This window comes from Aurantimonas endophytica (assembly GCF_014196845.1).
In the GTDB taxonomy this organism is placed as follows: Bacteria; Pseudomonadota; Alphaproteobacteria; order Rhizobiales; family Rhizobiaceae; genus Aurantimonas; species Aurantimonas endophytica.
In genome coordinates, this window is the sequence record NZ_JACIEM010000004.1 from 131,316 (window position 1) to 151,731 (window position 20,416).

The 20,416-nt window shown below is 66.7% G+C and carries 19 protein-coding genes; 10 read left to right on the forward strand and 9 right to left on the reverse strand.

The annotated features are described in order from the left end of the window. The first annotated feature begins 127 nt into the window (after window positions 1-127). Both GGR03_RS15070 and GGR03_RS15075 read left to right on the forward strand, forming a co-directional pair. Window positions 128-1,381: a PQQ-dependent sugar dehydrogenase gene (locus GGR03_RS15070; protein WP_183209478.1), complete on the forward strand. Its 1,254-nt coding sequence runs from the start codon at window positions 128-130 to the stop codon at window positions 1,379-1,381. A gap of 113 nt (window positions 1,382-1,494) precedes the next feature. After that, the gene (locus GGR03_RS15075) at window positions 1,495-1,830 is read left to right on the forward strand and encodes a c-type cytochrome (RefSeq protein ID WP_183209479.1); all 336 of its coding nucleotides are present in this window, start codon (window positions 1,495-1,497) and stop codon (window positions 1,828-1,830) included. Window positions 1,831-1,849: 19 nt separating this feature from the next. On the opposite strand, the gene GGR03_RS15080 is transcribed toward GGR03_RS15075, so the two are convergent. Continuing rightward, window positions 1,850-3,643: an ABC transporter transmembrane domain-containing protein gene (locus GGR03_RS15080; protein ID WP_183210051.1), complete on the reverse strand. Its 1,794-nt coding sequence runs from the start codon at window positions 3,641-3,643 to the stop codon at window positions 1,850-1,852. A 203-nt stretch (window positions 3,644-3,846) separates the two neighbouring features. Here GGR03_RS15080 and rpmE point away from each other — a divergent pair, with 203 nt between their 5' ends. Further along, window positions 3,847-4,068 (forward strand): 50S ribosomal protein L31, encoded by a 222-nt coding sequence (gene rpmE, locus GGR03_RS15085; protein WP_163043904.1) that lies wholly within the window; start codon window positions 3,847-3,849, stop codon window positions 4,066-4,068. Window positions 4,069-4,150: 82 nt separating this feature from the next. On the opposite strand, the gene GGR03_RS15090 is transcribed toward rpmE, so the two are convergent. The 6 genes from GGR03_RS15090 to rcdA form a co-directional block, all read right to left on the reverse strand. Then, a complete protein-coding gene (locus GGR03_RS15090) occupies window positions 4,151-4,318 on the reverse strand; it encodes a hypothetical protein (RefSeq protein ID WP_183210097.1) in 168 nt (55 codons plus the stop codon). Then, window positions 4,315-5,652, reverse strand: coding sequence for an amidase (locus GGR03_RS15095; protein ID WP_183209480.1), 1,338 nt, complete (start codon window positions 5,650-5,652; stop codon window positions 4,315-4,317). The genes GGR03_RS15090 and GGR03_RS15095 overlap by 4 nt, the downstream gene beginning before the upstream one ends. Next, window positions 5,645-7,060: a TRAP transporter large permease gene (locus GGR03_RS15100; protein WP_183209481.1), complete on the reverse strand. Its 1,416-nt coding sequence runs from the start codon at window positions 7,058-7,060 to the stop codon at window positions 5,645-5,647. Before GGR03_RS15100 ends, GGR03_RS15095 begins: the two co-directional genes overlap by 8 nt. Further along, window positions 7,057-7,641, reverse strand: a complete 585-nt coding sequence (locus GGR03_RS15105; RefSeq protein WP_183209482.1) for a TRAP transporter small permease subunit — start codon at window positions 7,639-7,641, stop codon at window positions 7,057-7,059. Before GGR03_RS15105 ends, GGR03_RS15100 begins: the two co-directional genes overlap by 4 nt. A gap of 77 nt (window positions 7,642-7,718) precedes the next feature. Then, a complete protein-coding gene (locus GGR03_RS15110) occupies window positions 7,719-8,843 on the reverse strand; it encodes a TRAP transporter substrate-binding protein (RefSeq protein ID WP_183209484.1) in 1,125 nt (374 codons plus the stop codon). Window positions 8,844-9,193: 350 nt separating this feature from the next. After that, window positions 9,194-9,724 (reverse strand): protease adaptor protein RcdA, encoded by a 531-nt coding sequence (gene rcdA / locus GGR03_RS15115; RefSeq protein ID WP_183209486.1) that lies wholly within the window; start codon window positions 9,722-9,724, stop codon window positions 9,194-9,196. A gap of 330 nt (window positions 9,725-10,054) precedes the next feature. Here rcdA and GGR03_RS15120 point away from each other — a divergent pair, with 330 nt between their 5' ends. Together GGR03_RS15120 and GGR03_RS15125 are read left to right on the forward strand one after the other, a co-directional pair. Beyond that, window positions 10,055-11,044, forward strand: a complete 990-nt coding sequence (locus tag GGR03_RS15120) for an NAD(P)H-quinone oxidoreductase (RefSeq protein WP_183209488.1) — start codon at window positions 10,055-10,057, stop codon at window positions 11,042-11,044. A 195-nt stretch (window positions 11,045-11,239) separates the two neighbouring features. After that, window positions 11,240-11,944: a DUF1013 domain-containing protein gene (locus tag GGR03_RS15125; RefSeq protein ID WP_183209490.1), complete on the forward strand. Its 705-nt coding sequence runs from the start codon at window positions 11,240-11,242 to the stop codon at window positions 11,942-11,944. Window positions 11,945-12,003: 59 nt separating this feature from the next. Here the strand turns inward: GGR03_RS15125 and GGR03_RS15130 are convergent, their stop codons facing one another. Together GGR03_RS15130 and GGR03_RS15135 are read right to left on the reverse strand one after the other, a co-directional pair. Further along, window positions 12,004-12,795: an SDR family NAD(P)-dependent oxidoreductase gene (locus GGR03_RS15130; protein WP_183209492.1), complete on the reverse strand. Its 792-nt coding sequence runs from the start codon at window positions 12,793-12,795 to the stop codon at window positions 12,004-12,006. 90 nt (window positions 12,796-12,885) lie between these two features. Next, entirely contained in the window at window positions 12,886-13,695 is an 810-nt protein-coding gene (locus tag GGR03_RS15135; protein WP_183209495.1) for an SDR family oxidoreductase, read from the reverse strand. A 128-nt stretch (window positions 13,696-13,823) separates the two neighbouring features. Here GGR03_RS15135 and GGR03_RS15140 point away from each other — a divergent pair, with 128 nt between their 5' ends. From GGR03_RS15140 to pstA, 5 genes are all read left to right on the forward strand, one after another. Next, window positions 13,824-15,083 (forward strand): hypothetical protein, encoded by a 1,260-nt coding sequence (locus GGR03_RS15140; protein WP_183209497.1) that lies wholly within the window; start codon window positions 13,824-13,826, stop codon window positions 15,081-15,083. Window positions 15,084-15,200: 117 nt separating this feature from the next. Next, entirely contained in the window at window positions 15,201-16,493 is a 1,293-nt protein-coding gene (locus GGR03_RS15145; RefSeq protein ID WP_183209499.1) for an ATP-binding protein, read from the forward strand. Window positions 16,494-16,653: 160 nt separating this feature from the next. Continuing rightward, window positions 16,654-17,688 carry a substrate-binding domain-containing protein gene (locus GGR03_RS15150; RefSeq protein WP_183209501.1) on the forward strand — a complete coding sequence of 345 codons (1,035 nt, stop codon included), beginning with the start codon at window positions 16,654-16,656 and terminating at the stop codon, window positions 17,686-17,688. A 61-nt stretch (window positions 17,689-17,749) separates the two neighbouring features. Beyond that, the gene (gene pstC / locus GGR03_RS15155; protein ID WP_210292160.1) at window positions 17,750-19,132 is read left to right on the forward strand and encodes a phosphate ABC transporter permease subunit PstC; all 1,383 of its coding nucleotides are present in this window, start codon (window positions 17,750-17,752) and stop codon (window positions 19,130-19,132) included. Then, complete coding sequence (gene pstA / locus GGR03_RS15160; RefSeq protein WP_183209503.1) at window positions 19,125-20,414, forward strand: phosphate ABC transporter permease PstA; 1,290 nt, start codon at window positions 19,125-19,127, stop codon at window positions 20,412-20,414. The genes pstC and pstA overlap by 8 nt, the downstream gene beginning before the upstream one ends. The last annotated feature ends 2 nt before the right edge of the window (window positions 20,415-20,416 follow it).

Genomic DNA, 20,416 nt, shown 5'->3' on the forward strand with positions numbered 1-20,416 from the left:
ACCATCCATGCGGCGATCGGCTGCGCGGCGCGGATGATTGACGGCCGCGCGGACCCCTGCCAGCATCCCTTCCGTAGGGGCAAAGCCCTTGTCAAAGACCGTGTAGCAAGCACGGCAGGGAGGAAACATGGTTAGATTGCTGATGAGCACGGTGGCCTTTGCCGGCCTCGTGGCGACGAATGCGTTCGCCCAGAGCGACGACAACATGACGAAGCTGCGGGGGATGCAGTCGACCGGTACGTCGATGGACTTCCGCACGGTCGAGCAGACCGGCGATTATGCCGACCAGCTGCGGGCCAATCTCGAGGACATCGAGCTTCCCTCCGGTTTCAAGATCGAACTCTACGCCGTGGTGCCCGACGCACGGCACATCGCGATCGGACCGCAGGGCGTGGTGACCTTCGTCGGGACCCGCAAGCAGGACGTCTGGGCGGTGACCGATCGCGACAAGAACCGCGTCGCCGACGAGGTGAAGCAGTTCGCCCCGTCGATCGAGTTCGCCATCCCGAACGGCGTCTGCTTCTCCAAGGACGGGTTCCTGTACCTCGCCGAGCAGAACCGCGTGCTGGTCCTGCCGGCGGCCGAATTCTTCTACGAGAGCCCGGACGTCGCCGTCGACGAGGCCGTGCCGAAGGGCGAGCTGATCCCCGTCGAGGAGGAGTCGTTCAACCACACCGCCCGCGTCTGCCGGATCGGCCCGGACGACAAGCTCTACATCTCCCTGGGCCAGCCGTTCAACGTGCCGCCGCCGGAGAAGGCCGACCTCTACGACCGGACGGGCATCGGCGGCATCATCCGGATGAACCGCGACGGGTCCGGCCGCGAAGTCTTCGCCCGCGGCATCCGCAACTCCGTCGGCATGCAGTTCAACCCGGAGAATGGCGACCTCTGGTTCACCGACAACCAGGTGGACGGCATGGGCGACGACATCCCGCCGGGCGAGCTCAACCGCGCCACCGAGGCAGGCCAGAATTTCGGCTTTCCCTGGTATGGTGGCGGCACGGTCCGCACCAACGAGTACAAGGATGCCGAGGTGCCCGCCGGCGTTGTTCAGCCGGAGGTCGAGATGGCCGCCCACGCCGCCGACCTCGGCATGGACTTCTACACCGGCACCAGCTTCCCGCAGAAATATCGCGGCGGCATCTTCTCGGCCCAGCACGGTTCCTGGAACCGCACCGAGCCGGTGGGCGCGCGGGTGATGTTCACCCCGGTGAACGAGGACGGGACGGCCGGCGAGACCGAAGCCTTCGCCGAGGGTTGGCTGACGGACAGCGGTGAATATATCGGCCGGCCGGTCGACGTCGCGGTGATGAAGGACGGCTCGCTGCTGGTCTCCGACGACCTCGCCGGCGCGCTGTACCGGATCTCCTACGGCGACTGATTTCGGCATCTCGAAGCTCCCGCGCCTGCCCGGCGCGGGAGAAACGCTTCCGACCGCCGCTGTCGCGCGACGGCCGGAAGGGTCCCGCTCGATCAATCCAGGAAAGTTACCAGATGCCCCGTGTTTCGCTGCTCACCGCGGCACTTGTCGCTCTGCCATTTGCCGCCGCCCCAAGCCTTGCCGCAGACCTCGCCGCCGGCAAGCAGAAGGCGCAGATGTGCGCTACATGTCATGGTCGCGACGGCATAGCGACGGCCCCCGACGCGCCGAACCTCGCCGGTGATAGCAGCATCTACCTTGCCGAGCAGCTGAAGGCGTTTCGCGAGGGCAGGCGCCAGCACCAGCAGATGTCGATCATCGCGCAGGGCCTGAGCGACGAGGACATCGCCGACCTCTCGGCATGGTTCGCCGCGATCGAGGTGACGGCGACGCTGCCGACAGTGAACTGAATCAGCGGGGGCAGGAGCCTTATTCGGCCGCCTGGCGCTCGCCAGCGCCGCCGTTGAACTGCAGGCGGGCGAGCCTGGCGTAGAGACCGTCGCGGGCAACCAGCGCCTGGTGCGTTCCCTCCTCGACGACCCGCCCGCCGTCCAGCACGAGGATGCGGTCGGCCTTCAGGACCGTCGCGAGCCGATGCGCGATGACCAGGGTGGTCCGCCCCTCCATCAGCTTCTCCAGCGCGATCTGCACCAGCTTCTCGCTCTCCGCGTCGAGGGCGGACGTCGCCTCGTCGAGCAGGAGGATCGGCGCGTCCCGCAGGATGGCGCGGGCGATCGCGATACGCTGGCGCTGGCCGCCGGAGAGGGTGATGCCGCGTTCGCCGATGACCGTGTCGTAGCCCTTGTCCAGCGCCTCGATGAAGCCGTCGGCGAGCGCCGAGCGGGCGGCCGAACGGATCCGCGAATCGTCCGGGTCGATCTCGCCGAAGCCGATATTCTCCGACGCGTTCGCCGCGAAGATCGAGACGTCCTGCGGCACCAAAGCGATGCGGCTGCGCAGCGCGTGGAGGTCGGCCTGCCTGATGTCCACCCCGTCCACGAGGATGCGGCCGGCATCGGGATCATAGAAGCGCTCGATCAGCGAGAAGATCGTCGACTTGCCGGCGCCGGAAGGACCGACGATCGCCACCGTCTCGCCGGGCCGGATCGAGAAGGACAGCTGGTGCACCGTCGGCAGGTCCGGGCGGGTCGGATAGGCGAAGCTGACATCCTCGAACACCACCGCGCCCTGCGCCGGGACCGGCATCGGCAGCGGATCGGCCGCCTCCGGAACGCTCGATTCCTCGCCGAGCAGCTCGCTCAGGCGCTCTGCCGCACCGGCGGCCTGGGCGAGTTCCCCCCAGACCTCGGACAGCTGCCCCAGCGCACCGGCCGCGAACACGGCGTAGAGCAGGAACTGGCCGAGCGTGCCCGGCGTCATCGTCCCCGCCGTCACCTGCTGGGCGCCGATCCACAGCACGGCGATGATCGATCCGAAGATCAGGAAGATTGCAAAGGCGGTGAGAAACGCGCGCGCAGTGATCGACGAGCGGGCTGCGCCGAAGGCGAGCTCAACCGCGCGGGAGAACCGGCCGGAGGCGGCTGCCTCCCCGGTGAAGGCCTGCACCGTGCGCATCGCGCCGATCGCCTCGCTGGCATAGGCCGTGGCGTCCGCCAGCGTGTCCTGCGCCAGGCGCGAGCGGCGCCTGACCGAGCGGCCGAAGGCAACGAGCGGCAGGACGATGATCGGGATCGCCCCGATGACGATCAGCGACAGGCCGGGGCTGGTGACCACCATCATGGTCACCGCGCCGAAGAACAGGATGGCGTTGCGCAGGGCGAGCGAGGCCGTGGCACCGACGGCGGACTTCACCTGCGTCGTGTCGGCGCTCAGCCGCGAGATGATCTCGCCCGACATCGAGCGGTCGAAGAATCCCGGCGACAGGCGGGTGATGTGCGCGAAGACGTCCTTGCGAAGGTCCGCCACCACCCGCTCGCCGAGCGTGATGACGAAGAAATAGCGGCCGGCGCTGGCGGCGGCGAGGACGAGGGCGAGCAGGATCAGCGTCGCGAAATAGAGGTCGATGAAGCCGGTGTCGGAGGTGGCGAAGCCGTGGTCGACGACGCGCCGGACGGCGAGCGGCAGCGACAGCGTGGTGACGGCGGCGAGCGACAGGCAGACGACGGCGCCGGTCATCAGTCCCTTGTAGCGGAACATGTACGGCGCCAGCCGGGCCAGCGGCCTCAGATTGCGCCGCCGGGCCGCGCTCTTCTGTTCCGCCATGATGATATCGGCCACGCTGGTCTCCAGGCTTTTGGGCGCCAGGGCGGCTCTTGTGCCCCGACCGGCCCTGATGTATAGGCTCGACCCTGATTTTGGAAGCGAAGCGCGCTCCGTGATCCCCGCGACATCGAGACCGGCGGGCGGCTTTGCCGCAGCGGCTCAAGCGTGCCGGGGGGGGGCGGCAGGACCAAGGACCGAAGGCGATGAAGAAAGACATCCACCCGAACTACCACAACATCACCATCGTGATGACCAACGGCACCGAGTACGAGACCCGGTCCACCTGGGGTTCGGAAGGCGACAAGATGAACCTCGACATCGACCCGACCAGCCATCCGGCCTGGACCGGCGGCAACCAGCACCTTCTCGACCGCGGCGGCCGCGTCTCCCGCTTCAAGAAGCGGTATGAAGGCCTCAAGATCTAAGCTTCGGCAAATCGTCTTGCGAAAGAGCCCGGCCCTCGCGCCGGGCTTTTTCATGCGCAGGATCGGCAGCGGTGCCGCGCCCTCACGGATGCGGCGGCACACGGTGGAAGAACAGGTCGTAGCCGCACAGGAGTATGGTGACGAGCACGACGATGCTGAGGTCGAGCGTCGCCACCTTGGTGACCAGCACCAGCAGAAAGACGCCCAGGACCACGAAGGCGATCACCGACAAGAAGCGCTCCAGGGTCATCCCTGCATCTCCTGTTGAAACGAAGTTTCAAGCCACTGGGCAGTGCGCAGCAGCCGCGCGTCGTCGCCGCGCCGCCCGACCAGCTGGACGCCCATCGGCAGGCCGTCCGGTGTCTCCAGCAACGGCAGGCTGACGCTTGGCACGCCGAGGAAGGCCCAGAGCGCGTTGAACGCCGTCGCGTCCTCCGTGCCCTCGCCGTCCCTGGACGGGCCGGTGGCGGCAGGCGTGACGATCGCGTCGCAGCGTTCGAGGACCGCCTCCAGTCCGGCATAGAGGACGGTTCGCCAGTCGAGCGCTGCCAGATAGTCCCGCGCGAGCACCGCATCGCCCTCCGCCAGCATGTCGGACAGCATCGGCGACAGCGCCGCCGGGTGCCGCTGGCGGATTCCGGTGAGGTTCTTCGCCATCTCGGCGAGCATCACCCGCTCGGCGAGGATCCGGCCGTCGGCGAAGATATGCGGCAGCGGCGCCTCGAAGCAGCGTTCGCCGAGAGCCACGATCAGCTCGTCGAAAGCCTCCTGCATTTCCGTGCCGGCGCAATCCCACCACGGGGTCCGCACGAAGGCGAGCGTCGGGACGACCGGCGGGGCGCTGCCCGCATGGTCGAGGAGGCGCGGATGCGGAGCCAGCGCGGTCGCGGTATCGGCGGCGTCGAAGCCGAACAGGGCCTCCGCCAGCAGCGCGACGCCCGCGACGTTGGGCGCGAAGACGCACGGGGCACTGAGGCTGGGCACCAGGTCCAGCGCGCCGCGGCGCGAGATGGCGCCGAAGCTCGGCCGGTAGCCGGTGACCCCGGCCCGCGCCGCCGAGCCGACGAGCGCGGATCGTCCGTCGAGGCCGACGGAAAGCGGAACGACGCCGGTGGCCACCGCCACCGCCGCGCCGTCCGGTGTCGCGCTGGGGCTGCCCCAATTCTCATCGTCCCGTCGGAAGTCGCCGACGCCGAGTTCCGCCACGCGGGTCTTGCCTGCCACCATCGCCCCGGCACCGCGCAGCCGCTCGACGATGGCGGATTCCTTCTCGGGTACGCGCCCCTGCAGCGGCGCAAAACCCCGCTCGGTAGGGATCCACGCGGTATCGATCGTATCGTCGACGGCAACGGCCAGCCCGTGCAACCGACCGAGCGCCCGGCCCCGCCCGCGAAACTGGTCGAGCGAGGCCGCCTGCCGCCGCGCGAAACCCGCGTCGAACCAGGCAAAGCCGGTCGTCGCCGCCCCCAGGCACTCGACGCGGGCGACAACCGCCTCGGTCAGCTCGATCGCTCGCATTGCCCCGGTCGCCAGCCGCTCGCGCAGTACGGTGGCCGGAAGGTCAAGGATGCGCCGGTCAGCCATAAACGGCATTGGGAAGGTAGAAGACGATCTGCGGGAAGACGTAGACGATCGCCATGGCCAGGAACACCATGAAGAGGAACGGTATCAGGCCCATGAAGATCTGCGTCAGGCGCACCTCCGGCGGCGCGATCCCCTTGAGGTAATAGGCGCTCATTGCCATTGGAGGGGTGAGGAACGACGTCTGCAGGTTCAGCGCGACGAGGATGCCGAAGAACAGCGGGTCGATGCCGAACATCGGCAGGAGCGGCAGGAAGATCGGCACGAAGATGATGATGATCTCGCTCCACTCCAGCGGCCAGCCGAGCAGGAAGATGATCAGCTGGGCGAGCAGCAGGAACTGCAGCGGCGTCAGGTCGAGACCCTGGACGAACTCCGAGATGACCGCCTCTCCGCCGAGATAGGAGAACACCGAGGAGAAGGTGTAGGAGCCGACGAACAGCCAGCAGACCATCGCGGTCGTGCGCACCGTAAGATACACGGACTCCCGCAGTCGCTGGAAGGTCATCGCCTGGTAGGCCACGGCCAGCAGGAGGCCACCGAGAGCGCCGATTGCCGCCGCCTCCGTCGGCGTTGCCAGGCCGAACAGGATCGAGCCCAGCACCGCCAGGATCAGCACCGCCAGCGGCAGGAACGACGTGGCGATCATGAACAGCATCCGGCCGAACGGCACGTCGGGGATCTCTCCCGGAGAAGGCTTGGGCGCGACGGACGGCTGCAGAATCGACCGTCCGACGACGTAGACCATGTAAAGCCCGACCAGCAGGAATCCCGGAAGCAGGGCGCCGGCATAGAGCCGGACGATCGATGTACCGGACGCTGCCGCGTAGACGATCAGCATGATCGACGGCGGGATCAGGATCCCGAGCGTGCCGCCGGCGCAGATGATGCCAGTGGCAAAGGACGTGTCATAGCGCGCCTTCAGCATCGCCGGCAGGGCGAGCAGTCCCATAAGCGTCACCACGGCCCCGACAATGCCGGTGGCGGTGGCAAATAGCGCGCAGGTGATCAATGCCGCTACGCCCAGCGAGCCGGGGATGTTCTTCGAGGCGATGTTCAGCGTCGTAAAGAGCCGATTGACGATATTGGCGCGCTCGACGATGTAGCCCATGAACAGGAACAGCGGGACGGCAGTCAGCACTTCGTTGCTCATCACCGTGTAGGTCTGGTTGATGAACAGGTCGAAGATCCGACTGTTGAAGAATCCGTCGAGCCAGAGGGTGACGCTGTCGTAAAGGCCCGCGTCCTCCTCGAGACGGTTGAAGGCCCGCCACATCCGGTCGCCGTCGAAATAGGCGTAGTATCCAAAGATGATGCCCATCGCCATCAGGGTGAAGGCGATCGGGAACCCGAGGAAGACCAGGAAGATGAACAGCCCCAGCATGAACAGGGCAACCTGCGGTTCGGTCATGGATGTGCGTCGCTTTCCGCGGCAGTGGCTTTGTTGAGAAGGAGGTCCTCGGTTTCCTGCACGTCCTCATCGGCGCGCAGCCAGAAGCCGGTGCGGATGCACTGGATGCAGCGCAGGATCTCGGCGATGCCCTGGATGAACAGGAGAATACCGGCGGCGACCATGACAGCCTTGAACTGGTAGATCGGGATGCCCGCAGGGCTGTTGACGCTGACCTCGCCGTAGCTGACCGAACGGGCCGCGTATTTCCAGCCGGTGACGATCAGGGCAGTGACGCCGGGGAAGAAGAAGAAGAGGTAGAGGACGAGGTCGACCGTCGCCTGCGTCCGGGGCTTCCACAGCCGGTAGAGAAAGTCACCGCGCACATGGCCGCCGCGCGACAGCGTATAGGCGCCGCCCATCATGAACAGCGTGCCGTACATGATGAAGGAGACGTCGAAGGCCCAGGCCGTCGGCTTGTTCAACACGTAGCGGACGAAAACCTCGTAGCTGGTGCCGAAGGTCATCAGCATGATCAGCCAGCCGAACGTCTTGCCGAAAGCGGCCGACAGCGAGTCGGCGAAGCGAATGAAAGCGACCATGGGCCCCCGATCCATCTGCAGAAAGGGCCCGGCGGCCAGGGCCACCGGGCTTGTTCAAGGCTTCTGCCGGGCGCCGATCAGCTGTCGAGCTTGCCGGGGAAGAAATGCTCGTAGGCCAGACGGTAGTCCGGCGCGTTGAGAATTTCGTAGTAGGTCACCCGCTCGACCCACTCTCGCTGGCTGTCGAGCACCTTCTTGATGAAGGGGTCGCCCTCGAGTTCCGTGATCATCTCGGACCACGCCTCCAGCTGCGCCGCGAGGATTTCCTTCGGCGTCTGGTGCACGGTCACGCCGCTCTCGCTCTGCAGTTTCTGCAGATCGGCCGAATAATTGTCGAGCGCGAACGCGGTGTTCGCCGTCGACGCCGCCTCGACGCCGTATTCCATGATCGCCCGGAGATCGTCGTCGAGATCTTCCATGAAATCCCGGTTGAACAGGAACTCGAAAGCTTCCGACGCCTGATGGTAGGAGCCGAGATAGTAGTTCTTGGCGACGTCCTGAGCCCCGAAGCGCATGTCGGACGACGGGTTGTTGAACTCGAAGGCGTCGATGACGCCGCGTTCCATTGCCGGGACGATTTCGCCGCCGGGCAACTGGGTCACGCTCATGCCCATCGACTGCATCAGATCGGCGGCGAGGCCGACGGTGCGGTATTTCAGGCCGCCGATGTCCGCGACGGTTTCCACCGGGTTCTTGAACCAGCCGAGCGGCTGCGCCGGCATCGGAAACCCGAGGAGACCGACGATGTTGAGGCCCATATTGTCCTGCGTGAGCTCGCGGTAGAGCTCGCGCCCGCCACCCTGGTAGAACCAGGAAAGCATGGTCGTCGGGTTGCCGCCGAAGACCGGGCCGGTGCCGAACAGCGAAGACGCCTTGTTCTTCCCGTACCAGTAGGCGGAGACCGAGTGCGCGGCATCGAGCACGCCGTCATTGACGGCGTCGATGACCTGGAAGGCGCCGACGACGGCGCCGGCGGGCAGGAGATCGATCTTGAGGCGGCCGCCGCTCATCTGCTCGACCCGCTCGACATATTGACGAGCCATGTCCATCCAGATGTCCGACGCCGGCCAGGATGTCTGCATCTTCACCACGAGCGGCGACTGCGCGAGGACTGCGGGCGCCGCCAGGCTGGTCGCCGCGGCGCCTGCCACGACGGCCCCGCCTCTCAGGAACTTGCGTCGCGTAACCGATGCATCGGACATCGTTATTGCGCCGTCGTTGTTTGTGCGTCGCACCATAATATTCCTCCCTTACAGTTATTCGAAAAAATTAGTCTTGTGCCTCCCAGCCCGGCGAAGATTGCCGATTAGGTCCGTTGCGTCAATGAAGGGTGTGACGATTGCCGTTGCCATGGATGAACCTGGCAAGGGTGCGCCTGCGAAGGCTGGCGCAAGCGCAGCAGGAAGAACCCGGCGTCCGGCGACGCCAGGTTGCAGTGCCCGGAGGGGTCCGGCGGCAATCAGCTGCTATGGGGAGCGATCCGCCCGCCTTGCCTGGGTCGATGGAAAGCCCGATCGACGGGCGCGCGTCACCGACCGCCCGGGCGGCTCACTCAGCCGTTGAAGGCGGTCTTCAGGAGGTTGATCTGCTCGCCGACCGGATTGGTGTTCGGCCAGCCCTCGCGGCGCGAGGCTTCGCCATAGATCTCGCGGTCGAGCATGGCGATCCGCCGCTCGAGCTTCACGGCGCGTTCGACGATGTGGCGAAACGTCTCGGGCAGCTCGGCATATTGCGGGGATTCGCGGGCGCTGCCGAGCCCTTCCAGCCGCACCTTCACCTTCTCCGCCTCGACCTGCGCCCGCGACATGTCGCCCTGATTGGCGGCGCGCTGCAGCAGCAGCCAGGACGCCACCTGCATCAGCCGCGTGGTCAGCCGCATCGATTCGGCCGCATAGAGCGTCGCCCCGGCCTTCGACATCGCCTTGGCCTCGATCCGGCCGGCGCCATCCAGATACACCGCCGTCTCGTCGACAAGGGACATGCCCTCGTTGAACAACGGCTGGAACGAGCGCGAGAACGCCAGATGCTCGGCAAGCCGGATCGTCCGGTCTTCCGTCGGTAGATCGGTGTTCTGCGTCGTCATTGGCTGCGACAGCTCCCGGCGGCCTGCGTCTTGTCTGTCTCGGCAAGACGGAGATTCGTGCGTTCCGGGAAAGTGCGGCGGCTCCTCCCGATTGGCAAGCTTCTGCCGGTAACGATGGTTAACCGACGTTAAGCGAATCGCACGCAAAAAAAAGAGCCGCGACAGCGGCTCTCAGGAGTTTCAACAGGGAGGCGTCAAACGGGGCGACCAGCGCTCCGCCTATCCATCAATCTGGACTGATCGAAGTTAAACACCGGAAACCTTACCGGGAGATTAACGCCCGCTCGCCATCGCAAGATTCTCTCTACCTTCCTGCGCCGGAGGCAAACGATGATGACACACGAGATGACGGTCGCGCTGTTCGACGGATTTGGCGGACCGGAGGTCCTGAAGCCCGGACGCCGGCCGGTTCCACAGCCGGCGCCGGGCGAGATCCTGGTTGCGATTGCCGCCGCCGGCGTGAACCGGCCCGACGTGCTGCAGCGCCTCGGCGCCTATCCGCCGCCGGCGGGCGCGCCCGACTGGCCTGGCCTGGAATTCGCCGGCACCGTCGCGGCGCTCGGCGAGGGCGCTATGCGCTACAAGCTGGGCGACCCGGTGATGGCCCTCGTGGCGGGCGGCGGCTACGCCGAATATGCGGTGGTCGCCGAGACCAACGCGCTGCCCGTGCCGGAAGGCCTGTCCCTCGAGGAAGCCGCAGGCATTCCGGAGACGTTCTTCACCGTCTGGCACAACGTCTTCCAGCGCGGCGGCCTGAAGGAGGGCGAGAGCTTCCTCGTCCATGGCGGCACGTCCGGCATCGGCACGACCGCGATCCAGCTCGCCAAGGCCTTCGGGGCGCGGGTCTTCGCGACCGCCGGCAGTGACGACAAGTGCCGGGCCGCCGAGGAGCTCGGCGCGGAGCTCTGCGTCAACTACCGCAGCGGCGACTTCGTCGCGGCGCTTTCCGAAGCCACCGGGGGCAGGGGGATCAACCTCGTACTCGACATGGTCGGCGGCGACTACACCAACAAGAATCTGAAGCTCGCCGCCGAGGACGGGCGCATCGTCCAGATCGCCTTCCTGAACGGCCCGAAGGTCGAGATCGATCTCAACCTCGTCATGCGCAAGCGGCTGACGCTGACCGGCTCGACGCTGCGGGCACGGTCTGTGGGCTTCAAGGCCGGCATCGCACAGGAGCTCGAGGCGAAGGTCTGGCCGCTGCTGGCCGCCGGCACCGTCCGGCCCCTGATCGAGGCGCGCTATCCGCTCGCCGAAGCGGCCGAGGCGCATCGGCACATGGACGAGGATCATATCGGCAAGATCGTGCTGACGACTTAGCGCGGACCGGGGCGGCGGGCGTTGCGGTCCGCAGGCGTCGAGAGGCGGCGTGGGGCGGCCCATCTTATATGCAGCCGTCTGCTCGCTATCCTTGCACCCATGCGGCCGACGTTTTATAACCGCCGCCAATTCCAGGACATGTGGTGAGATTCCACGTCCTGCCTCCCGGGGCAGGCACTAAGGAGGATTGTATCCGTGGCACAGCAACTATTGATGCCGAAGGCGACGGCGGTTTGGCTCGTCGACAACACCTCGCTTTCCTTCGAGCAGATCGCCGATTTCTGCACGCTGCATCCGCTCGAGGTGAAGGCGATCGCCGACGGCGAGTCGGCGACCGGCATCAAGGGCCTCGACCCGGTGATGAACGGCCAGCTGACGCGCGACGAGATCGAGAAGGGCGAGAAGGATCCCAATTACCGGATCAAGGTCGCGACCCCCAAGGTCCGCGTGCCGGAAGCCAAGCGCAAGGCGCCGCGCTACACGCCGGTGTCGAAGCGCCAGGACCGGCCGAACGCCATTCTCTGGCTGGTGCGCAACCATCCGGAACTGAAGGACGCGCAGATTTCGCGTTTGGTCGGCACGACGAAGAACACCATCCAGCAGATCCGCGAGCGCACGCACTGGAACTCCGCCACGCTTCAGCCGATGGATCCGGTGACGCTCGGCCTCTGCTCGCAGATCGATCTCGATCTGGAGGTCGAGAAGGCCTCGCGCGGCATCATCCGTCCCGAGGAGATCGCCGAGGAGGAGCGTCTGCTCTCGGCGTCGCAGACCCAGAACTGGCGACACGAGCCGACTGCTCCGGCAGAGGACGGCGAACTCGATGCGGCTGCGGTGTTCGCCAAGCTCACCTCGATGCGTCGCACCGAGAGCGATGAGGACGGCGACGAGCGCGGCTGAGCGCCGCCCGCTCGCTTGAGGGCGGCCCGGGGCCACGGCCCCGGGGCATCGCCGGTAGCTCAGTCCTCGTTCGGAACCGGCATCGTGTAGTTGAGGCCGAGCCGACCGCCATCGGCATAGATCGTCTGGCCGGTGACGTAGCTGGCGTCCTTCGAGGCGAGGAATGCTGCTATTCCGGCGATTTCCTCCGGTTCCCCGATCCGCCCCAGCGGGGTGCGCGACAGGATCTTCTTCGACGCCGCCTTGTCGCTGGCCACGGCCTTCAGGAGGTCGGTCATGATCGAGCCGGGTCCGATCGCGTTGACCCGGATGCCGTAGGGCGCGAGCGATAGCGCCATGACCTTCGTCAGCTGGCTGACCCCGCCCTTCGAGACGGAATAGGGGACCTGGTCGGCCAGGGCGAAGACGGCATTCACCGACGACATGTTGATGATCGAGCCGGGCTCGCCGCCGGCCTTCACCTTTTCCACCATGTGCCGCGCGACTGCCTGGCCGCAGAGGAACGAGCCCTTGAGGTTCACGCCCATCACGCGGTCGAAGGCGCTTTCCTCCAGGTCGAGGAAGTCGGCCTTGTGGACGATGCCGGCATTGTTGACCAGGATGTCGATGTCGCCGAACTCCCCGAGCGCCATCGCGACGAGATTGTGGACATGCAGCCGGTCCGCGACGTTGCAGACGGCCGAGCGCACCTCGCCCCATTCGGAAAGCGACTTCTCGGCCGCCGTGCCCGCCTTCTCGTCGATGTCGGCGACGATCACGCGTGCGCCGTCCTGCAGGAAGCGTTGGGCGATGGCGTAGCCGATCCCCTTGGCGCCGCCGGTGACGATCGCGACCTGTCCCTCGAATGCCATCGCGCTACTCCTTCGCTTCGTTGCGCCGGGTGGAGCCGGCAAAGCGACTGCATAGCAGAAGGCAAAGTGCGTGCGCGAGGGCGGCCGGCCTCAGCCGTTGCCGCGAAATCCAGGGTAGAGCGTCATGCCGCCGTCGACGAACAGTGTCTGCCCGGTGATGTAGTCGGCAGCGTCCGACACCAGCCACGCCACCGTCCGCCCGACGTCGGCCGGCTCGCCGATCCGGCCGTAGGGGATCAGCTTCAGCATCGCGTCCTTGTCGTCCTCGCGCTCCTCGGCGTTGATCGCGGTGGCGATGGCACCCGGCGCGACCGAATTGACCCGGATCTTCTCCGACGCGACTTCCTGGGCGATGGAACGCATCAGCAGGTCGAGGCCGCCCTTGGAAGCCGCGTAGTTCACTCGGTACGCCCAGGGGATTACCTGGTGGACGGAGGAATCGAAGACCAGCTTGCCGAGCGCCGGGCTCACCGATTTCCGTAGACCCTTGGACCGGAACCGCCGGACCGCCTCGCGGCCGACCAGGAACGCGCCGGTGAGGTTGACGCCGATCACCGCATTCCAGTCGTCGAGGCTCATCTCGGCGAGCGCCGCATCCTTCTGGATGCCGGCATTCGAGACGACGATGTCGAGGGCACCGAGTTCGCGCTCGGCCTGGTCGAACATCGCGACCACCTCGCTCTCCGACGCCACGTCGGCGGCGATCGCTATGGCGCGCCGGCCTAGCGCCTCAACCTCGGCGACCGCCGCATCGGCTTCCTCTGGGGAGCCGTGGTAATTGACCACGACGTCCGCCCCGGCGCGGGCGATCTCGAGGGCTGTCGCCCTGCCGATCCCCGACGAGGAGCCGGTCACGAGGGCGATCTGCCCCTCGAGGCTGAGTAGGTCGGGCAATGTCATGGGGGTCCTCCGGTCAGCGTTTTGGTCGGGCGACAGTGGCTTGCATCGTTCGGTCAACGCAGCTTGCCCGAATTGGCTGCCTCGGCAGCCGTCGCCCGGAACGCGGACGGCAGTCGCTGCCGGGAAATGTGCTGAAGTCCCGCCGGCTCGCGAGCGAAGCCCACGCAACGGTCGATATCCGTGGCTGGACGACGCGCCGCCGCGTACTATGCTGCAAACGCAGTGCTCGTCACCTCCGGCCGGGCTTCGCTTCGATTGACAAAGGGCAGCGTTATTTGGCCAGCACGATTGAAACGAGTGTCCGTCGCGCGCTGCAGGAAGGAAATGCGGACGACCCGGACTTTCGGGTCCAGGTCTACGAGGCAGCCGAACGGGCCATCCAGCGTGTCGTCGCGGAAAAAGGCGTCGGCCAGGCCGCTGCGGACCGGCAGCTCGAACAGCTGATCGCGGCGATCGAGCGCATCGAGGCCGATTATCCGCCGGGCGGCGTGCCCGCGCCGCACGCCGACGAGGCCGATGCCGAGCCGGTGCCTGCGACTTTCGAGGTGACGGCATCGCATGCCGGCGATCCGTCGGTGCCGGAGGCCGGAACACTGGCCGCTTCCGCAAGTGCCGGCGAGGAGCCGCTCCCCGACATCGGTGCGCCGGATCGCGGTGCGCCCCCGCAGCATGGGGCGCCCGTCGCGGAGACGGCCGGCGCGTCGGCCGGGCCATCTCCCGCGGGCGACTGGTCCCCGGGCAATCGCAAGCCGGCCGCGGCGAAGTCGCGACGCGCGCCGCGCTGGCTCGTCGGCGTGATTGCGGCGATCCTCGTCCTGGCGCTGCTCTTGGTCGCGGCGTGGTGGCTTTACTCTTCGTTGATGGCGACGCCGGAAGTCGAGACGAGCGGCATGACGGTCGAGGAGGCGATCCGCACGGCATCGGGGGAGGGCGAGGAGCCCAACGCGGACTGGATCAACATCTTCGACGGCAGCGACATCGAGGCGGTGCGGGCGACGGATGGCGGCCGCGTGACGGCGGAACAGACCACAGCGGGTCGCTCCGGCGTGCGGATCGAAGTGCCCGCTGTGGGGGGCGGAACCGAGATCGGTCTGGTCATCGGGCCGGGCGTGCTGCGCTCTCTCGGTGGGCAGACGGTGCGGGGCGAACTGACCGTCGGCTCCCCGGACGGCACGCCGCGCGAGTTCAGCCTGCGCTGCCTTTTCGCCGGCGACACCACCTGCGGCCGGCAGCGCTTCGCGACCAGCATCGCGGAGGAGACCTTCATCTTCGACATGGAGATTCCGGCCGGTTCGGCCGCGGAAGGCCAGCTCGCAATCGACCCGGGCATTGGTCAGGATACGCGGGACCTCATGGTGTTTGCGCTCCGCCTGCGGCCGGCCGGTTGAAGCGCCGGCTCTCGCCTTTCGCTCTCGTCGTCATGAAGCTCTAAAGTTTCCGCCATAGGACCGAGCGATGACCGGCCGATTGTCCCCCTTCGGCCATCCGGGGAAGCTGCGACCACGATGACCGATGAAGCCCAGGACGAGGAAGAGGCGCCGCTGCGTGCCGTCCCCCGGCGTCGCGCCAAGACGATCACGGTGGCGGCGGCCGCGCTCTTCGTGCTGCTTGGCACGACATTCCCGGACGCAGCCGCTGGCTGCTTCGCCGCCTTCGTCGTCCTGATGCTGGTCGTCCACTGGCCGAGCCGCGGTGCAAGCCCACGCCGGATCCGCGCCGCCGAGCGGGAGGTGGTCTGGCCCGGGCGCGGCATGAAGGCAGTGGTCGAGGCCTTCCAGGAGCCCGCCTTCATCGTCGACCGCTTCATGCTGCTGCGCTACCGCAACCCCGCCTCGCTGATCGCCTTCGGCAACATGGCGCTGGGCGATCCGGTCTCGCTGCGGTTTCGCTCGCCGGAGCTTCTGGCTGTGGTCGAGCGGGTCATCGAGCACCTGCAGCCCGGCCTGGCGACGCTCGAAGACCGCCGCCCGCTCGACCGGACGTGGCAGGTGGAGGTGGTGCCGATCCCGCCCTACCAGGGCGAGCGGCCGCATTTCTTCCTGATGTTGTTCCGCGATCGCACGGCCGAGCTGCGGCTCGAGCGGATGCGCACCGATTTCGTCGCCAATGCCAGCCACGAGCTGCGCACGCCGCTCGCCTCGCTGACCGGTTTCATCGAGACACTGCAGGGCCCGGCGCGCAACGACGCCGCCGCCCGCGACCGCTTCCTCGACATCATGCGGGAGCAGGCGACCCGCATGTCACGGCTGATCGACGATCTCTTGTCGCTGTCGCGGATCGAGATGAAGCGCCACGTGCCGATCTCGACGACAGCCGATCTCGCGGCCTTGTTCCGCAAGGTCGAGGCGCAGATGCGCCCGCTCGCCGAGCAGCGCGGCCTGACGATCGAACTGATCGTGCCGGACGAGCCGGTGCTGGTCATCGGTGACGAAGACGAGCTGATGCAGGTCTTCGCCAATCTCGTCGAGAACGCCTGCAAATACGGTGATGGCGGCGGCCGCGTCGAGATGCAGCTGGCACGCACTGCCGAACGCGGCGCGCCGGTGATCAATGCCTCGGTCCGCGACTTCGGCCGCGGCATCGCCGCCGAGCATGTGCCGCGCCTGACCGAACGCTTCTACCGCGTCGACCTCGGCAAGGACCGCTCGCAGCGGGGAACCGGGCTCGGCCTTTCGATCGTGCGCAACATTCTCCTGCGCCATCGCAGCCGACTCCTGATCAGCTCGCAGGTCAACGAGGGCTCGGTTTTCACCGCTCGCTTCCCCGATCCTGGAAAGTCAACCGCTGATTCTGATTAAAGCCATACAATTCAACGTCTTAAACTGTCATAATAGTGAGACGTTTCTGTCATAGAGACTTCTTGTCGGGCCGATAGAGCTAACCGCGAACCGTAGCCGCCAAACAGGGTGGCCTCGCAACGCTCGGTTCGGAAACGTAACTCCTCAAGGAGACTCACCCGTGAAGAACACGCTCATCGCCGGCCTTGCGCTCGGCACCGCCCTTTCGCTCGTCGGTCATGCCGGCGCGCAGAGCCGCGACCAGATCCAGATCGTCGGTTCCTCGACGGTTTTCCCTTACACGCAGGCCGTCGTCGAGCAGTTCGCGAACGAGTCGGGCATGGCTGCTCCCGTTCTCGAGTCGACCGGTACCGGTGGCGGCATGCAGATCTTCTGCGGCGGCGTCGGCGCCCAGACGCCTGACATCACCGGTGCGTCGCGCGCCATGACCGAGTCGGAGTGGGAACTCTGCAAGGGCAACGGCGTCACCAATGTCACCGAAATCCTGCTCGGCTACGACGCTCTGTCGCTCGCCAGCGCCCAGTCGGGTCCCGACCTGAGCGTCACCAAGGCGCAGCTCTTCCAGGCCCTGGCCGGTGAAGTCGAGGTCGACGGCGAGATCGTGCCGAATCCTTATCAGAACTGGAACCAGATCGATCCGTCGCTGCCGGACCAGACGATCCTCGTCTACGGTCCGCCCCCGACGTCGGGTACCCGCGACGCGTGGGTCGAGCTGGTCATGGAAGAGGGCTGCGAGGCCTTCCCGGCGATCGAAGCACTCGAGGACGACCGCAAGGAAGAAGTCTGCCAGCGCATGCGCACCGACGGCCCGTTCGTCGAGGCCGGCGAGAACGACAACCTCATCGTCCAGCGTCTGACGTCTGACGATCATGCCGTCGGCATCTTCGGCTACTCGTTCCTCTTCGAGAACCAGGACACGCTCAAGGGCGCCGCGATCGATGGCGTCCAGCCGTCGGAAGAGACGGTTGCGTCCGGCGAGTACGGCGTGTCGCGTCCGCTCTTCATCTACATCAAGAACGACCACCGCCAGGCGATCCCGGGCCTCGAGGAATTCATCGCCGAGTACGTCAGCGACGAAGCCCTCGCGACCGGCGGCTATCTCGAGGAGCGTGGCCTGGTCCCGCTCTCGGCCGAGGAACTGGCGAAGGTGCAGGAAGCTGCCACCGCCGGCACCGCGATGGAAAACCCGTCCTGATCGATAGCACCACCGTCTGCCGGCCATCGTGGCCGGCAGACATTTTGAGGGGATCAGCGCCTTGCCACTCTCTTATGTCTTCCTCATCCCCGTCGCCTTTGCCTTCCTGGCATTCGGCCTCGCCGCGCGTCGCGCGTCGGCGATCCCGAGCGGCGAGGCGGGCAAGCTGCATTCCCTGCCGAAATATCACGGCTATCTCGTCGCCCTGAGCATTCTCGTTCCGAGCTTTCTGCTCATCATTGCCTGGCTGATGCTGGAGCCGGTCATCCTGCGCTCGGTCGTCGTGTCGGCCCTGCCGGACCTGACCCGCGACGCCGCCACGCCGTCCCAGCTGAGCCTTATCGTCAGCCAGGTGCAGCAGGCCGCGACCGGGACGACCTTCGGCACGCCGGAGCCCTACATCCTCGAAGGCGCCCGCACGCTCGTCGCCGCCCAGCAATTGTCCCGCTGGCTGCTGCCCGTCGTGGTCGTGGCGATCTGCCTTCTCGCCATTTTCCTCATCCTGCCCCGGATCTCCCTGCGCTTCCGGGCGCGGGACAAGACCGAGCGGGTCATTCGCGGCATTCTCATCGTCTGCGCGACCGTCTCGATCCTCGCCACCGTCGGCATTCTCGCCTCGCTGGTCTTCGAGGGCTTCCGCTTCTTCTCGCTCGTCCCGCTGACCGAATTCCTCTTCGGCACGCGCTGGGACACGCAGATCGCCATTCGGCCCGACCAGGTCGCCTCGTCCGGTGCCTTCGGTGCGATCCCGGTCTTCGCCGGCACGCTGATGATCGCACTGATCGCGATGGCCGTGGCGACACCGGTCGGACTGTTCGCCGCGATCTACATGGCCGAGTTCGCCTCGCCGTTGGTGCGGGGCGTGGTCAAGCCGCTGATCGAGGTGCTCGCCGGTATCCCGACGATCGTCTACGGCTTCTTCGCCGTGCTGATCGTCTCCCCGGCCATCCGCGAATGGGGCGCGGCGATCGGCCTGTCGATCTCGCCGACCGCGGCCATCGTGCCGGGCCTGGTGATGGGCGTTATGCTCATCCCGTTCATCTCCTCGCTGGCCGACGACGCCATCAACGCCGTGCCCACCTCGCTGCGTGACGGCTCGCTTGGTCTCGGTGCCAACCGCAACGAGACGGTCACCAAGGTCATCCTGCCGGCGGCGCTCCCCGGTATCGTCGGCGGTATCCTGCTCGCCACCAGCCGCGCCATCGGCGAGACGATGATCGTGGTGATGGCGGCGGGCCTCACCGCCAACCTGACCGCCAATCCCTTCGAGGGCGTGACCACCGTCACCGTGCAGATCGTTACCCTGCTGATCGGCGACACCGCCTTTGACAATCCGAAGACGCTGGCCGCCTTCGGCCTCGGCCTCAGCCTGTTTGTCGCGACCCTGGGTCTCAATCTCCTCGCCCTCGGGATCGTCAGAAAGTATCGGGAACAATATGACTGATGCCACCCTGGATGGTTCATCCGCGCAGCCCGCGACCGATGTCCGGACGGCGATCCGCAACAGCCTGAAATCGCGCCGACGCAAGCAGACCCGCCTGCGGATCTACGGTCTGGCGGCAATCGTGTTCGCGCTGTCCATGCTGGCCGTGCTCGTCGGGTCGGTCATCATGACCTCGCTGCCGGCCTGGACGCAGACGCAGGTGCTGATCGACGTCACCGTGCCGCCACAGGCAGCGGAGGGCGTCAATGTGCGGCCGGGTCCGCTCGCCAACGAATCCATCATGGCGTTGTTCCCGCCCGTCGAGGGACGCGCCGAAGAGCGCGCCATCACCTCGATCCTTAGTAACGGCGCGCAATACATCATCCGCGACACGCTTGAGGCGGGCACGCTGCAGCCCGGCGAGACGCTCCCGATCTGGGTTCCGGTCTCCGACCCCTACGAGCAGCTCTACGAAGGCGTCATCACTGCCGAGCAGCCGGAAAATCGCCGCCCGCTGAACGACGCGGCGATCGCCAGGTTCCAGACGCTGGAGGCCGATGGCCGCGTTCGCTCAGCCTTTGCGTGGGACCTGTTCACGTCGGCTGACAGCCGCTTCCCCGAAGTCGCCGGCCTGCGCGGTGCGATCGTCGGCTCGTTCTACCTGCTGCTGATCTGCCTCGTCGTCAGCGTGCCGCTCGGCGTCGGGGCTGCGGTCTATCTCGAGGAATACGCGACCAAGAACCGGTTCACCGACTTCATCGAGATCAACGTCAACAATCTCGCGGCGGTACCGTCGGTGGTGTTCGGCCTCCTCGGCCTGGCGCTGTTCATCGGCTTCTTCGGCATGCCGCGATCCGTGCCGCTGGTCGGCGGTCTGGTGCTGGCCCTGATGACCCTGCCGACGATCATCATCACCACACGCAGCGCGCTGAAGGCGGTGCCGCCGTCGATCCGCGAGGCGGCTCGCGGTGTCGGCGCCTCGGACATGCAGGTCATCGGTCACCACGTGCTGCCGCTGGCGGCGCCCGGCATCATGACCGGCGTCATCATCGGACTGGCCCAGGCCCTCGGTGAGACGGCGCCGCTGCTTCTGATCGGCATGAACGCCTTCATCACTGCGGCGCCGAGCAGCCTCGTCGAGGCCTCGACGGCGCTCCCGACCCAGATCTTCATCTGGTTCGACAGCCCGGAGCGCGGCTTCGTCGCGCGAACCAGCGCCGCGATCTGCGTGCTGCTGATCTTCCTCTCGCTCATGAACATCACCGCGATCATCCTGCGTCGTCGCTTCGAGAGGCGCTGGTAGAA

Excerpts from the sequence above, each read along its gene's own strand:
- GGR03_RS15135 (WP_183209495.1), bottom strand. The coding sequence starts at position 13,695 with ATGACATTGCCCGACCTACTCAGCCTCGAGGGGCAGATCGCCCTCGTG.
- GGR03_RS15090 (WP_183210097.1), bottom strand. The coding sequence starts at position 4,318 with ATGACCCTGGAGCGCTTCTTGTCGGTGATCGCCTTCGTGGTCCTGGGC.
- GGR03_RS15100 (WP_183209481.1), bottom strand. The coding sequence starts at position 7,060 with ATGACCGAACCGCAGGTTGCCCTGTTCATGCTGGGGCTGTTCATCTTC.
- pstA (WP_183209503.1), top strand. The coding sequence starts at position 19,125 with ATGACTGATGCCACCCTGGATGGTTCATCCGCGCAGCCCGCGACCGAT.
- GGR03_RS15145 (WP_183209499.1), top strand. The coding sequence starts at position 15,201 with ATGACCGATGAAGCCCAGGACGAGGAAGAGGCGCCGCTGCGTGCCGTC.
- GGR03_RS15130 (WP_183209492.1), bottom strand. The coding sequence starts at position 12,795 with ATGGCATTCGAGGGACAGGTCGCGATCGTCACCGGCGGCGCCAAGGGG.
- GGR03_RS15095 (WP_183209480.1), bottom strand. The coding sequence starts at position 5,652 with ATGGCTGACCGGCGCATCCTTGACCTTCCGGCCACCGTACTGCGCGAG.
- rcdA (WP_183209486.1), bottom strand. The coding sequence starts at position 9,724 with ATGACGACGCAGAACACCGATCTACCGACGGAAGACCGGACGATCCGG.
- GGR03_RS15080 (WP_183210051.1), bottom strand. The coding sequence starts at position 3,643 with ATGGCGGAACAGAAGAGCGCGGCCCGGCGGCGCAATCTGAGGCCGCTG.
- GGR03_RS15110 (WP_183209484.1), bottom strand. The coding sequence starts at position 8,843 with ATGTCCGATGCATCGGTTACGCGACGCAAGTTCCTGAGAGGCGGGGCC.
- rpmE (WP_163043904.1), top strand. The coding sequence starts at position 3,847 with ATGAAGAAAGACATCCACCCGAACTACCACAACATCACCATCGTGATG.
- GGR03_RS15075 (WP_183209479.1), top strand. The coding sequence starts at position 1,495 with ATGCCCCGTGTTTCGCTGCTCACCGCGGCACTTGTCGCTCTGCCATTT.
- GGR03_RS15070 (WP_183209478.1), top strand. The coding sequence starts at position 128 with ATGGTTAGATTGCTGATGAGCACGGTGGCCTTTGCCGGCCTCGTGGCG.
- GGR03_RS15105 (WP_183209482.1), bottom strand. The coding sequence starts at position 7,641 with ATGGTCGCTTTCATTCGCTTCGCCGACTCGCTGTCGGCCGCTTTCGGC.
- GGR03_RS15120 (WP_183209488.1), top strand. The coding sequence starts at position 10,055 with ATGATGACACACGAGATGACGGTCGCGCTGTTCGACGGATTTGGCGGA.